This window comes from Pseudomonas sp. TE31087, assembly GCF_057284075.1.
This window is the reverse complement of record NZ_JBXVNN010000001.1, coordinates 2,693,027-2,706,281: the sequence shown is the minus strand read 5'-3', so window position 1 is coordinate 2,706,281 and position 13,255 is coordinate 2,693,027. Positions and strand designations below refer to the sequence as shown.

The 13,255-nt window shown below is 56.6% G+C and carries 11 protein-coding genes; 10 read left to right on the top strand and 1 reads right to left on the bottom strand.

The features are described 5' to 3' along the window. The first annotated feature begins 246 nt into the window (after positions 1-246). The 10 genes from rffA (at position 247) to ACZ899_RS12105 (ending at position 12,878) form a co-directional block, all read left to right on the top strand. Positions 247-1,383, top strand: coding sequence for a dTDP-4-amino-4,6-dideoxygalactose transaminase (rffA, locus tag ACZ899_RS12150; RefSeq protein WP_234562419.1), 1,137 nt, complete (start codon positions 247-249; stop codon positions 1,381-1,383). Further along, a complete protein-coding gene (locus tag ACZ899_RS12145; protein WP_234562420.1) occupies positions 1,373-2,671 on the top strand; it encodes an O-antigen translocase in 1,299 nt (432 codons plus the stop codon). The genes rffA and ACZ899_RS12145 overlap by 11 nt, the downstream gene beginning before the upstream one ends. Continuing rightward, on the top strand, positions 2,671-3,579 hold the full coding sequence (locus ACZ899_RS12140) for a glycosyltransferase (protein WP_232856428.1): 909 nt from the start codon (positions 2,671-2,673) through the stop codon (positions 3,577-3,579). Before ACZ899_RS12145 ends, ACZ899_RS12140 begins: the two co-directional genes overlap by 1 nt. Positions 3,580-4,044: 465 nt before the next feature. Continuing rightward, positions 4,045-5,391, top strand: coding sequence for a Wzz/FepE/Etk N-terminal domain-containing protein (locus ACZ899_RS12135; RefSeq protein WP_234562421.1), 1,347 nt, complete (start codon positions 4,045-4,047; stop codon positions 5,389-5,391). Between the two features lie 396 nt (positions 5,392-5,787). After that, positions 5,788-7,026 carry a hypothetical protein gene (locus tag ACZ899_RS12130; protein WP_234562422.1) on the top strand — a complete coding sequence of 413 codons (1,239 nt, stop codon included), beginning with the start codon at positions 5,788-5,790 and terminating at the stop codon, positions 7,024-7,026. A gap of 106 nt (positions 7,027-7,132) precedes the next feature. Continuing rightward, positions 7,133-8,281, top strand: a complete 1,149-nt coding sequence (locus tag ACZ899_RS12125) for a glycosyltransferase (protein WP_234562423.1) — start codon at positions 7,133-7,135, stop codon at positions 8,279-8,281. Beyond that, positions 8,278-9,276: a UDP-glucose 4-epimerase family protein gene (locus ACZ899_RS12120; RefSeq protein ID WP_232856424.1), complete on the top strand. Its 999-nt coding sequence runs from the start codon at positions 8,278-8,280 to the stop codon at positions 9,274-9,276. Before ACZ899_RS12125 ends, ACZ899_RS12120 begins: the two co-directional genes overlap by 4 nt. Continuing rightward, positions 9,273-10,304 carry an MraY family glycosyltransferase gene (locus tag ACZ899_RS12115; protein ID WP_232856423.1) on the top strand — a complete coding sequence of 344 codons (1,032 nt, stop codon included), beginning with the start codon at positions 9,273-9,275 and terminating at the stop codon, positions 10,302-10,304. Before ACZ899_RS12120 ends, ACZ899_RS12115 begins: the two co-directional genes overlap by 4 nt. 97 nt (positions 10,305-10,401) lie before the next feature. Continuing rightward, entirely contained in the window at positions 10,402-12,396 is a 1,995-nt protein-coding gene (locus tag ACZ899_RS12110; protein ID WP_442800027.1) for a polysaccharide biosynthesis protein, read from the top strand. Positions 12,397-12,539: 143 nt separating this feature from the next. Further along, positions 12,540-12,878, top strand: coding sequence for a ComEA family DNA-binding protein (locus ACZ899_RS12105; RefSeq protein ID WP_232856421.1), 339 nt, complete (start codon positions 12,540-12,542; stop codon positions 12,876-12,878). A 47-nt stretch (positions 12,879-12,925) separates the two neighbouring features. Here the strand turns inward: ACZ899_RS12105 and ACZ899_RS12100 are convergent, their stop codons facing one another. Further along, entirely contained in the window at positions 12,926-13,093 is a 168-nt protein-coding gene (locus ACZ899_RS12100) for a DUF2897 family protein (protein ID WP_082337674.1), read from the bottom strand. Positions 13,094-13,255: the final 162 nt, after the last annotated feature.

Sequence of the window (13,255 nt, the reverse complement as noted above, 5' to 3'; positions counted from 1 at the left end):
CGGTCCGTAGGCTTAATGAGATGTTCTGTAACGCGATGAGGCATCAAGCATACAATGCTGCGCGGAGCGGAAGGCTCATTGTGCATGAGTCGTGAAGGCGCCCTTGAAGGGTGTTTTGTTGCAAGTACATTGGCGATGTCGCGATCAATTATCTTCGCGGTGTTTAAGCAGGTTGTTGTCAGCTTGGTTTAGTTGTGCGGCACTTACGTATTGTCGCTGAAAAAGCCGCTCTTGAAGGACTAGAAGATGATTCCATTTAACAAGCCACCTCATATCGGGAACGAGGACACTCATGTACTGGCCGCCATGCGCAGCGACAAGATGTCCGGGGATGGTGCTTATGGCCATAAATGCCAACAGTGGTTTGAAGAGCGGTTTTCCTGTCACAAGACCTTGCTGACACCTTCCTGCACGCAAGCGCTGGAAATGGCGGCGCTGCTGCTGGATATCAAGCCGGGTGATGAAGTCATCATGCCCAGCTATACGTTCGTCAGTACGGCGAATGCCTTCGTTTTGCGCGGTGCGACCATCGTGTTCGTCGATGTGCGTCCCGATACGATGAACATTGACGAGACCTTGATCGAGGCGGCTGTCACACCGCGTACTCGGGCGATTGTTCCTGTGCACTATGCCGGTGTGGCTTGTGAGATGGACGTCATCATGGATATCGCCAAGCGCCACAACCTCTATGTGGTCGAGGATGCAGCCCAGGCAATGATGTCGACTTACCATGGTAAAGCCCTGGGGACCATCGGGCACATGGCTGCGTTCAGCTTCCATGAGACAAAAAACTACACCAGTGGCGGTGAAGGTGGGTTGTTGCTTATCAATGATCCTCAGTTCATCGGGCGTGCGGAGGTCATCCGCGAGAAAGGGACCAATCGCAGCCAGTTCTTCCGCGGGATGATCGACAAGTACACCTGGGTAGACGTCGGTAGCAGTTATCTGCCAAGCGAGCTGCAGGCTGCCTATCTCTACGGCCAGCTCGAGAAGGCCGATGAAATCAACCAGACGCGCCTTTCCATTTGGCAGCGTTACTGGGACGCGTTCCAGCCGCTGGTGGGCAAAGGGCTTGTCGAGCTAGGTGTTGTGCCTGAGGGGTGCCGTTTCAATGCCCATATGTTCTTCCTGAAGGTGCGGGATCTTCAGCATCGAACCAGCGTCCTGAGCCGGTTGCGCGAGCTGGGTATCGGCGCGGTGTTCCATTATATTCCGCTGCATTCGGCGCCAGCCGGCAAGTCCCTGGGGCGCTTCCATGGCGTGGACAACCACACCACCCGGGAAAGCGAGCGCCTGCTCCGCCTGCCGCTGTGGATTGCCATGTCTGATGAAGAAGTTCAGCAGGTCATCGATGCTGTTGTGAAATCGATCGATGTCGAATAGCGCCTCTCGCGATGAAGTCGAGTCGGTTCGCAAGCGTATAGGGGTGCTCGCCGGCGCGCTATTCACGACAGCGTCCCATCTGTCGAAAATTCTGGTGGGTTTTCTGTTCCTGAAGCTGGTCGCGGTCTACCTGGGGGTGGAAGGGCTGGGTGCGCTCGGTAACTTGATGAGCGCTGTTCTGTTCCTGTCGTTGCTGGCCGGCGGCGGGATCCAGAACGGTGTCATCAAGTACGTCGCCGAGTATCGGCACAAACCGAAGCAGATGCTTCGGTTTCTTGCAGGGGCGCGACTCTATTCGCTGGGACTGTGCACGCTGATTCTGCTGGGGACGATAGTCTTCAGCGGCCCGCTGTCTCATTATTTGCTGGGGGGAGAATACGCCTGGCTGATGGTGGTGCTGGGGGTTGCGCAGTTCGGTTTCGCATTTACCAATATCGTCAATGGCACTGCCAATGGCCTGCATGAAACCCGCGTTTACGCGACCATACAGATCGTGGGTAATCTGCTCACGCTACCCCTGGCGTGGTTGCTGATCCGTCAGTTCGGCCTGGTCGGGGCGGCGCTGTCGATTATCGTATTTTATTTGTCATACAGCCTGCCGGCGTTGTATTTCTTTGCCCGCTCAAGGCTGCGTAGGCATGTGCGCTGGCGTATCGCCTACCGGCCGCAATTTGCAAAGCTCTCGGGTTTCACGCTGATGGCTGCTGTCGGCGCGGTGAGCGTACCGCTTGTAGAAATTGTTGTGCGTAATCTGTTGCTGGAGAATACGGGGCTGCAAGCGGCCGGGCTCTGGCAGGCATCGCTCAAGCTGTCCAGTGCCTACATGGGGTTCTTCGTGGTCTTTCTCGCGGCGTACTTCATTCCGATCGTTTCGGGCTTGCAGGATCGGCTCAAGGTAGCGGCGGTGGTTCGCAAGTTCATGGTGCTGGCGATATGCCTGTTTGGTGTGGGTGCGATTGGCTTCTACGGACTGCGCAGCTTCTTCATTCCGCTATTGTTGTCAGCCGATTTTGCCGAGCTGGGTGATTTTATCCAGTATCAGTTGCTGGGAGACCTGTTCAGGGTGACTTCCTACGTCATAGGTTTTGTGGTGATCGCCAAGGCTGCGACCCGGATCTATGTGCTGGGTGAGATAAGTCAAGGGGTCCTGTTCTGTCTGTTCAGTACCCTGACATTGAAGCAGGGGTGGGGGCTGCAGGGCGTATTCATTGCGCACCTGGCAATGAATATTATTTATTTCGCCTGCTCTGTCATTGGTTTTTATATTTATACGAAAAGGGTGGTTTGATGTTGAGCGCAACCGTGGTTGTCTCCTGCTACAATCAGGAGCGCTATATTGCAGAGTGTCTCGAAAGTATCCTGGGTCAGGAAGTCAATTTTGACCTTGAGGTGATTGTTTCTGATGACTGCTCGACCGATAGTACCCAGCGTATTATTAGGGAATGTGCTGAAAAGCATCCGGGACGCTTGAAGTTGGTTTTGCGTGAGCAAAATGTGGGTGTGTCAAATAATTATTATGCCGTTCATGCCTTGGCGACAGGGGATGTGGTTTTTCACTTTGATGGCGATGACATCATGATGAGTGGGAAGCTCCAGGAACAGTACGATCTTTTTGTCCAGTACCCTGATGTCAACATCGTTTTCCACAAGGCTGTGTACTTTTCTGATGATCGCAGTTATCAGTCAATACCGCCCTATCCCGGAGAGGAGGCGCCTTATCACACCTTCTTTTCGCTGCCGGAGCTGGCCCGCTGGGGTTCGACTTGCGTCCACAGTGCTTATGCCTACCGCCGTTCCGCTCGCAAGGTGACCGCTGCCCAGGAGTCGATGGAGTGGTACTTTGCGATGGACACCATGATTCCTTCCGGGCGCGGTGTGTTCATCAACAAGCCATTGGTCATGTATCGCTGCAATCCGGGTAATGGTTCTTATCTGTCCACCTTGGCGGGGCGTACCAAGGCCTACAGGATTTACTTTAGAGACGTTGCGGATTACTTTGACAGTCACCCGGAATTGCGCACGGATTTGTACGCGAACTTCCTTGTGACTTTCTTGGCGATGGCACGTTCCACACGCAAGGTACTGCCAGAGAACCTGGCGTTCGGTCTGAAGAATATCTTCTATTTTCGACCGCGGAAGTTTATTCAGGCAGTTCAGGTTCGCCGCTTGGTCGGGCCCGAGGAGAAGGTTCGCTGAGCGCAAGCTGCTCGTGTTTCATGCGTGCTCCTGATGTACAAGCGCCGCCCGCTAGGGCGGTGATGCTTCAGTCAGGCCGTAGGCCATGTGCAGGCTGAGGGGGGGGAGGTTCAGCGTTTTCGGTCTGGGCGTCTAGTCAAGCCTCCAGTCAGTGCCTTCAGGTGAACTTGCGGAGCGCGGTGGGATGATTTGATTTTTCTTTGGTTTGCGTAGGAAATTTCCTGTCTTCGAGGTGCCAGGTTTTCGAGCCTGGTACGCGGGAGGGTGACACTGTACTGTCAACTCTGTGTGGTAGCCAAGGGCGCTGCCTGCCGCTTGTATAAATGGCGTTCGCTGCCATAATGCGAGCCTTTCCTTGCATGCGGGCACGGCCTGCATTTCCACAAAGTGGCACGGATATGCCTTACGCCAAGCCATGGGATGGGTCCTGCCGCAGTATTTCTTCAGCTCTAAGGCAGGTCGATCGTGACTGTTATCAATCGTTTTCCAGTGGTGGGCGCCTCAGGTTTGGATCTCTTCAGCGCAGGGGTCGCATTGTGGCGGGGCAAGCGTCTGATCCTCGGCACGATGGCGGTGACTACGTTGGCTGCATTGGCCTATGGATACATGGCGACCCCCAGCTATCGGGTCACCAGTGTCCTGCGTCCAGTCGCACAGTTCGAGCTGGATGCCCTGAATCGCTCCGGTGTCTACAAGCTTCAGCCTGAACAGGCGCTGCAGCGGGTCGGTGCTGCACTTGAGTCCTACGACACCCGCTTCGCCTACTTCCAGGCCCATCCAGAACAGTTCAGTTCTTTCCAGGTTCCAGGCTTGAGCGTGGAGCAACGCTTCGAGCTCTTCGGTCGCAATGCCTTTCAGGTACGCCGCAGCAGTGCGTCGAATGGCGAGGGAAGCCCCGAGGCGCTCACCCTCGACCTCACCTACCGTGCCGGCGACGACGGGGTTGCCATCATCGACGGCTTGATAGAGCAGGCCACACTGGTCGAGCGTGAGCGAATCGATAGGGACGTCATTACCGTCGTGGCCAACCGGCTCAAGGAACTGGATACCAGGCTCGAGAAGTCGAGAGTTTCCTACGAGATGCTCAAGGAGGTTCAAATCGCCTCGCTGAGTGAGCGGGATGCGGTAAAACGTGCCCAACTGCTTGATGAGTTGCGCGCACGCCGAACCGAGCTGAAAACCCTGCGCGCCAATCGTATCGCGCAGCTGGATGAGGCGTTGCTCATCGCTCGGCGGCTTGGCATCAAGCGTCCGTCGACCCCGGCTTCGATAGCCGGCAGTGCTGGAGTCAACGCAACGAATGTCGTGGTTGCCGACGTAACCAGTCGCGACCCCCTGTACTTCCTGGGCTCCGATGCCCTTGAGGCTGAGCGCGCGGCATTGCTCCAGCGCCGCTCCGACGACTTTGCCGACACACGAATTCCGCAGATTGCCAAGGAGCTGCAGTTGCTTGACCGCAATCGAGAGGTTGAGGCGTTGGAGCAGCGAAAACAGGCAGACCTGTACCTGCAGGATATTGCAAGCATCAAGGCCGAGCGGTTCGCCTTGGAGCAAGTGAGCCTGCAGGCCAAGGACCTGAAGTTGGTCAATGTCGACCAGCGTGCCGTCAGTCCTATTGCACCTGTTTCACCCAGCAAGTGGTTGCTCGGGATCGGTGGGGTGCTTGTCGGTCTGATAGTAGGCGCAGGCATTGCGCTGGCTCGTCACCTGCTGATCGCTCGTATGCAGGCGAGAAGTGCTGGCACTGAGCCGTTGATCCCGCAGGCTGTTGCTCGCCACCGCGATGATCTCATCGAGGTCGACCCGCGCTAAGGGGGCAGGCCGGCGCTTGCTGGTGTAAAGACAGGTTGCGGGTGGTTGTCCTCTGGCGACTCTGGCAAAGACAGATATGCGGTAGTATGGAGGATCACCTGCTCCTCTGGTGAAGTGCCCGTAGAGGTACAGGCATATTGATATCTAGGTTGGCCGCAGCGGAGTTCGTTCATGCTATCTGCCAGGTCGTTTTTACCAAGTCAGGAACGGCGCCGGTGGCGCCTTTCCGAGCATCTTCCATTAGCGAGGATCATGGCGCATGCCATGAACGTGGCCCGTGACGATTTTCCGGATTGCAAAGGTATGGTCTTCGGGCGGCAGTGATGTGCAGGGCAGAAGGCTGCGGCAAGCCGTTCAAAGGATAGTGGGGAAGATCAAAGTGAGTGTGGTAGCTGGATGAGCAATCCAATGACAACAGCTGTAGACATGAGCAGCGCTGGGCAACAGGAGAGGAAAGGTTCTTTTCTACTTGCTCTGTTAGTACTGACGGTGACCATTGGATTTCCGCGTGTCTATGGCACCGAGGTGCCGATGGCGGTATTGCTCATGCCGTTCTATATGTTGGGCTTCCTCAGATTGCTGATGAGTAACGGTGGGTTCGCAATTGCCTTCCTGTTGCTTTTTGGTGGCTGGCTGCTTGGTGGGGCGCTGGTGGCAACCGCAGGAGCGCCGGGTGATCTGTTCTTTCACTTTGTGGTATCCAGCAAGATCTTTCTGAATATATTTTTCGGCTATGTCATTCACCGTGTCTTGACCAAGCGGCCGTCTGCGTTGCTGGCCTGGATTTTCCTGCAGTGCGCGTTGGCGATCATATCGATCCTAGACAGGGACGTGTACACCACGCTGCTGGGCTTTATATCGCCACGCTCGGCGGAGGTCTTCCAGCATATTTACGGGTTGCGTGCCCTGGGCTTTGGCTTGTTTCATGTGGATGGCGCGCTTACGTTGGTCATCACGGTGTTTTACTACCTGCTCATTTCACAGAAAAGCTTCCTGAAGAGTTTGCTCGTCATCATGATCTTCCCCATCGCGATGGCAATTGCTCGTAGTGCAATTATTCCTTTCGCCATCCTGGGACTTAGCCGTCGTGGCTTGGGACTGAAGGTTCTACTATTGCTGTCGGTCGTCACGATGGTGGTGCTGAGCTTCTATGTAACGTCTGGGCCCTTGTACCAAGCCACTGAAATCTTCAGGAATATCGTAACCAAGGGTGAGTTGCACAGTGACAGCGTCCAGTCGTTGTCGGAGATGTACATATTCCCCGATCAGCTATCCACCTACCTGTATGGCGATGGGCGCTATTTTTCTGAAGACACTTCTGAGTTGGGCTTCTACAAAGGGACAGATGTCGGCTATCTGCGACTTTTGTATTTTTCCGGTTTGGGTTCTATCGTCGTTTTTATGTTGCTGAATTGCTTTTATCTCGTGCCCGTCCTGTTCGGCGGGCGCTATGAGAAAAGTCGTGATATCAAGGTTTTTGCGTTGGCCCTGTTCTTGATCTTCGTGATCATTAATTTCAAGGGGCTGCAAGTCATGCCGATCTTTGCCGTTTCCCTCTATCTGTTCGCCGGGCAGCAGGAGCGTGACGCCAGTCGCCAAGCCAGGCTGAATCGCATGCAGGGAGCGGTTGCATGACGTCGAGGGCTGCTGTGGTCGTTGTCAGAAGTTGTGAACTGACCAGCGAGACCTTGTCTGTAATTATCATTCAATCTGAAGGGTAGTGAGTCGTTTGGAAACACAAATGCGGCCGCGTAAGAAAATCTGTTTGGTTGCCACTGTCCCTGTCGTTTTGCATGTCTTCATGCGCGAGCATATCAAGCGTCTTTCCGCGAACTACGATGTGACACTGGTGGTGCCCGGTACGCGCCATGACGTCGAGGCGCTGCTGGGAGAGCATGTCGACTTCATTCCCTATGCCATCGAACGCAAGATCTCCCTCAAGCGTGACGTGATCTCGCTGTACCGGCTTTGGCGAATCCTGATGCAGCGTCGTTATGACTGCGTGCTTTCCCTGATGCCCAAGTCAGGGCTTGTCGCCATGTTGGCGGGGTGGCTGTCGGCGACACGGTGCCGCGTGCACATCTTTACCGGGCAGGTCTGGTTCACCCGGCGTGGGCTGGGGCGTCGCTTCCTGATGTTCCTTGACCGTCTCCTGGCTGGCGCCGCAACGCACCTGCTGACGGACAGTCATTCGCAAAGAGATTTCCTGATCGAGTCGAAGATCGTCGGCAGAGACAAGATCAGGGTGCTTGGCAAAGGCTCCATCAGTGGCGTGGATATCGAGCGCTTCAAGCCGGATCCGCAGCGTGCCGCGCAAATGCGTAGCGAGATGAACATCGCCGAAAACGCCAAGGTTTTCCTGTTTCTTGGTCGGGTCAATACGGCCAAGGGGATTCTGGATCTCGCCCGGGCCTTTGCATCGCTTGGCGAAGAGTATGCCGATGCCCACCTGCTGGTTGTCGGACCTGACGATGAGGGGATCGATGAGTCGCTGGCGGCCATCCTGCAACCTTGCCAGGACCGTTTTCACCGTGTGGGCTTCACGCGTACACCTGAGCACTACATGGCAATGGCCGACGTGTTTTGCATGCCCAGCTACCGGGAAGGTTTCGGCCTGGCGGTGATCGAGGCAGCAGCGGTGGGGGTGCCCAGCATGGTCTCGCGAATCTACGGATTGACCGATGCCGTCGAGGAAGACGTCACCGGGCTGTTCCATGAAGCAGGCGACATTGCGCAGATCCGCGAGGTTCTCACCCGGCTTCATGGCGACTCGGTACTTCGTGATAGGCTCGCGCTCTCTGGTCTGCAGAGGGCTCGCCGGGACTTCTCGCAGGATCTGGTGGTTGGGGAAATGCAGGTGTTCATCAAGGCGATCATGGACCGCCAATGACGCCGCAAGTAGAAAGGACAAGGGGCGATGGTACGATGCGCATAGTGTTAACAGGCGGTTCCGGATTTGTTGGTCAAGGTGTGTTGAAGCGATTGGCGACGATGCCGGTAGAGGTGGTTGCGGCAGTGCGCCAGCAATCAACACCATTGCCCGCCGGGGTTGAGCCACACCTGTTCGATGACCTGGCAAGCGAATCTGCCTGGCCTCAGGCTGAGCGGCCATTTGATGTAGTGATTCATTGTGCCTCCAGGGTGCATGTGATGAACGAGGTCGCCGCCGACCCGCTGGCGGAATTTCGCAAGGTCAATGTCGAGGCAACGCTCGCCTTTGCCCGGCGCGCCGCCCAGGCTGGGGTAAAGCGCTTTGTCTTTATCAGCTCGATCAAGGTCAATGGCGAGGGAACGCCTTTGGGGCGGCCCTACCATGCAGATGATGATGCCTCGCCCTCGGACCCTTACGGGGTGTCCAAGCAGGAAGCGGAAGAGCAGTTGATGAAGCTGGGACGTGACCTGGGCATGGAGATCGTCGTCATCAGGCCTGTGCTGGTTTACGGACCTGGGGTGAAGGCCAACTTCCACAACATGATGCGTTGGCTCGACAAACAGATTCCGTTGCCTTTCGGTGCCATACATAACAAGCGCAGCCTCGTGGCCCTGGACAACCTCGTCGACCTGATCGTGTTGTGTTGCTCGCACCCGGCGGCAGCCAACCAAGTGTTTCTGGTGAGTGACGGCCATGACGTTTCCACCACGGAGCTGCTGCAGAAGATGTCGGTCGCCCTGGGCAAACCGGCCAGGTTGATACCGGTTCCGAGCTCGCTACTGACCCTCGGGGCCAATCTGCTGGGTAAGCGGGCGCTGTCACAACGTCTCTGCGGCTCGCTTCAGGTCGATATCTCCAAGACACGCCAGATGCTCGGTTGGGAGCCGCCGGTGTCACTGGAGGAAGCGCTCGGCATCACTGCAAAACATTTCCTGGAAAACCCCATTCGATGAGTTACTGGATCCTTCCCATTGCTGTTCTGCTGGTTTCTTACTTGCTGACAGGGGCGTTGCGTCGTTATGCAATTGCCCGAAGCATCATCGATGTTCCCAATGCCCGCAGTTCTCACTCCGTTCCCACGCCACGCGGTGGTGGTGTGGCAATCGTGCTGGCGTTCCTCGCGGCATTGCCGGTTGCCTACGGCCTCGATCTCATCTCGACGGGGCTGCTGATCGGTTCTCTGGGTGGCTGCGGCCTGGTGGCGGTAATCGGATTTCTCGACGACCATGGCCATATTGCAGCCCGGTGGCGATTGCTGGGACATTTTTCCGCAGCCTGCTGGGTGTTGTTCTGGCTAGGTAATGCTCCAAAGCTGGTGGTCCTGGGCGCGACACTGGACATCAGCCTGGTTACCTACGTGCTGGCGGCTTTCTACATTGTGTGGATGCTTAATCTCTATAATTTCATGGACGGTATCGATGGCTTGGCTAGCCTTCAGGCGATAACGGTCTGTTTGGGTGCATGCGTCATCTATGTCGCTTGCGGCGCTTCATCAATGGTGTGGGCACCAGCCTTGCTTGCATTGGCCGTGGCTGGTTTTCTGTTCTGGAATTTCCCGCCGGCGCGTATTTTCATGGGCGACGCAGGCAGTGGTTTCCTGGGAATCCAGTTGGCGCTGCTGTCGTTGCATGCCGCGAACGGCGACCCCGTGCTGCTCTGGTCGTGGATCATCCTGATGGGTGTTTTCATTGTCGATGCCACCTTTACCCTGGCTCGTCGGCTGTTGCGTGGCGACAAGGTCTATGAAGCACACCGAAGCCATGCCTACCAGTATGCTTCGCGACAATTTGGCAAGCACCGTCCCGTCACGCTGGCCGTGACGGCCATCAATCTGCTCTGGCTGCTGCCTTGGGCGGCCGTCGTGGCATTGGGGCATGTGGATGCATTGGTTGGCGTGATCTTGGCTTATGCACCGCTCCTCGCGCTTGCGGTCAAGTTCAAGGCGGGGCAAAGGGAAATCGTCGACAAGTCGCCAGCATGAGTGTCCAAAGGGCCCCGGCGGCATTGATCATGCCAGCCACTACAGTTGCGAGTGCGGCTAAGGTTCAGGTAAGAGGAGAATGATTTTGAAAGGGGTTATGGATAGTTTTCGGTCCGCATTGCTAGGGTTGCCTCGGCGATACAAAAGGCTGTTGCAGGTGGCAACTGACGTCGTGCTGGTCTGGGGGAGCTTGTGGCTGGCATTTCTCGTTCGCCTGGGGGTCGAAGAGCTGTCCAATCCGATCAAGGAGCACCTGTGGCTCTTTATCGCCGCCCCGATTGTGGCGATTCCGTTGTTCATCCGCTTCGGCATGTACCGTGCGGTCATGCGATATTTCGGTAACGATGCGCTGATCGCCATTGCCAAGGCCGTCAGCCTTTCGTCGTTGATCCTTGCCCTGGTGGTCTACTGGTACAGCAACCATCAAGCGGTGGTGCCGCGTTCGATCATCTTCAACTACTGGTGGTTGAGCCTGGTGTTCCTGGGCGGTCTGCGCCTTGTGATGCGCCAATATTTCCTCGGCGACTGGTTCGCAGCGGCCAAGCACGTGCCCTTCACCAATCGTGATGACGGTTTGCCGAAGGTTGCGGTTTACGGGGCAGGCGCTGCCGGCAACCAGTTGGTTGCGGCATTGCGCATGGGCCGGTTGATGCGGCCGGTGGCTTTCATTGACGATGATGTAAGTATCAGTGACCGGGTGATCGCCGGGCTGCAAGTCTACAAACCCAAGCATATCCAGAGAATGCTGGACCTGACCGGCGCCGAGGAAATCCTGCTGGCCATTCCTTCGGCGACCCGTGCGCGTCGCCGTGAGATACTTGGCTTCCTCGAAGGTTTCCCTTTGCATGTGCGTAGTGTGCCTGGCTTCATGGACCTGGCCCGTGGTCAGGTCAAGGTCGATGATATCCAGGAGGTCGACATTGCCGATCTGCTTGGACGTGACCCGGTGCCAGCCCAGGACGAGCTGCTGGAGCGCTGTGTTGTCGGCCAGTCCGTTCTGGTAACCGGAGCCGGCGGGTCGATCGGGTCCGAGCTCTGCCGTCAGATACTGAGTCTTCGCCCGAAGAATCTGCTGCTGTTCGAACACAGCGAGTTCAATCTCTACAGCATCCTCAGCGAGCTGGAGCAACGGGTTGCCCGTGAGTCGCTGCCTGTCAGGGTGCTGCCGATCCTGGGCTCCATTCGCAATCCTGACCAGTTGCTTGATGTCATGCGTACCTGGCATATCGATACGGTCTACCATGCCGCTGCCTACAAGCATGTACCCATGGTCGAGCACAATATCGCCGAAGGTGTGTTGAACAACGTATTCGGAACGCTCAACACGGCACAGGCTGCGTTGCAGGCAGGCGTTTCGAACTTCGTATTGATCTCCACCGACAAGGCAGTGCGTCCAACCAATGTCATGGGCAGTACCAAGCGTCTGGCGGAAATGATCCTGCAGGCCTTGAGCCGTGAGTCTGCTCCTGTCCTGTTTGGTCGCAGCAGCAATCTATCCCATGTCAATCGGACAAGATTCACCATGGTCCGATTCGGCAACGTACTGGGTTCCTCGGGTTCGGTGATTCCACTTTTCCACAAGCAGATCAAGTCGGGTGGTCCGCTGACCGTAACCCATCCGAAGATCACCCGTTATTTCATGACCATTCCCGAGGCCGCGCAGCTGGTTATCCAGGCGGGGTCCATGGGGCTGGGAGGGGATGTGTTCGTGCTGGACATGGGCAAGCCGGTGAAGATCGTCGAGCTGGCGGAGAAGATGATTCACCTTTCTGGCCTCAGTGTTCGCTCGGAGCGAAATCCCAATGGCGACATCGCCGTCGAGTTCACTGGATTGCGGCCCGGCGAGAAACTCTATGAAGAATTACTGATCGGGGACAATGTGGTTTCCACCCGGCATCCGATGATCATGAGTGCCGACGAGGACTTCCTGGATTGGTCCGTGCTCAAGGAACAGTTGATTCGACTGCAAGGCGCCGTCCAGGCGGATGATTACGTTGCGGTTCGTCAACTGTTGCGCGAAATGGTCAGCGGTTATTCCCCGGACAGCGAGATCGTGGACTGGATCCATCTGCAGCGACGCATGGATCCCTGACACCCAGGGGCGACGCACTGCTGGAATGATCTGGAAATAATCTCCCCGGCACCGGCATCTTGATCGGACATCCAGAGCGACTAGGGTTTAGAGGCAGCCAAGGAACGCTGCCTCTGAAATCCTGGACCAAGGAGTCTTTGATCATGCGAAACAATGTACTGACCTATCTGTTGCTACCACTCTTCACTTGCCTGTCATTCACTCTTTCCGCTGCGCCAGCAGCGGCGCCGGCGCCCGCTGTCGAACAGGTCGAACCGCGAGCTGCCGCGTCATCGGTAGCAGCGGAAAAGGTTGATCTCAACCAGGCCGATGCATCGACCCTGCAGAGCGAGCTCAATGGCATCGGCAAGGCAAAGGCCGAGGCTATCGTGGCCTATCGCGAGGCGCACGGCCCTTTCCAATCGGTCGACGAGCTATTGGAGATCAAGGGTATCGGCAATGCGCTGCTGGAACGCAACCGTGAAAAGCTGAGGGTGGATTAACCTCGGCTAGCCGGCCGATCATGCATCGGTCGGCTTTCTACCGCCTGTCAGCGGTCTGCCGCATCCTTCGCATCCGCCTCGGCGTTGCGCTCATGCACCTTTTTCAACTGCTCCTCGGTCAGCGGCAACTTCTTCGCCGTATCCCGCAGCAGCATCAACCCGCCGACAATCGACCCGAGAGCAACAAGCAGTATCAACCAGGCATACCAAGGCATCGAGATTCTCCTGAAAGCGTATAGGGCACCGCTTACATGGCATTCGAGCCATTGCCGCAGCCGTTGGTTCAATTATAGGAGCCGCCCCCGCCCGGGCCAAATCTCATGACCCGCGGCCCCCAAACCCCGCGCCACTTCGTTTACAATGCGCGCCGTTTACGA

Bases quoted from the DNA above. Each gene is read 5' to 3' on its own strand.
- rffA (WP_234562419.1), top strand. From the start codon at position 247: ATGATTCCATTTAACAAGCCACCTCATATCGGGAACGAGGACACTCAT.
- ACZ899_RS12145 (WP_234562420.1), top strand. From the start codon at position 1,373: ATGTCGAATAGCGCCTCTCGCGATGAAGTCGAGTCGGTTCGCAAGCGT.
- ACZ899_RS12140 (WP_232856428.1), top strand. From the start codon at position 2,671: ATGTTGAGCGCAACCGTGGTTGTCTCCTGCTACAATCAGGAGCGCTAT.
- ACZ899_RS12130 (WP_234562422.1), top strand. From the start codon at position 5,788: ATGAGCAATCCAATGACAACAGCTGTAGACATGAGCAGCGCTGGGCAA.
- ACZ899_RS12125 (WP_234562423.1), top strand. From the start codon at position 7,133: ATGCGGCCGCGTAAGAAAATCTGTTTGGTTGCCACTGTCCCTGTCGTT.
- ACZ899_RS12120 (WP_232856424.1), top strand. From the start codon at position 8,278: ATGACGCCGCAAGTAGAAAGGACAAGGGGCGATGGTACGATGCGCATA.
- ACZ899_RS12115 (WP_232856423.1), top strand. From the start codon at position 9,273: ATGAGTTACTGGATCCTTCCCATTGCTGTTCTGCTGGTTTCTTACTTG.
- ACZ899_RS12110 (WP_442800027.1), top strand. From the start codon at position 10,402: ATGGATAGTTTTCGGTCCGCATTGCTAGGGTTGCCTCGGCGATACAAA.
- ACZ899_RS12105 (WP_232856421.1), top strand. From the start codon at position 12,540: ATGCGAAACAATGTACTGACCTATCTGTTGCTACCACTCTTCACTTGC.
- ACZ899_RS12100 (WP_082337674.1), bottom strand. From the start codon at position 13,093: ATGCCTTGGTATGCCTGGTTGATACTGCTTGTTGCTCTCGGGTCGATT.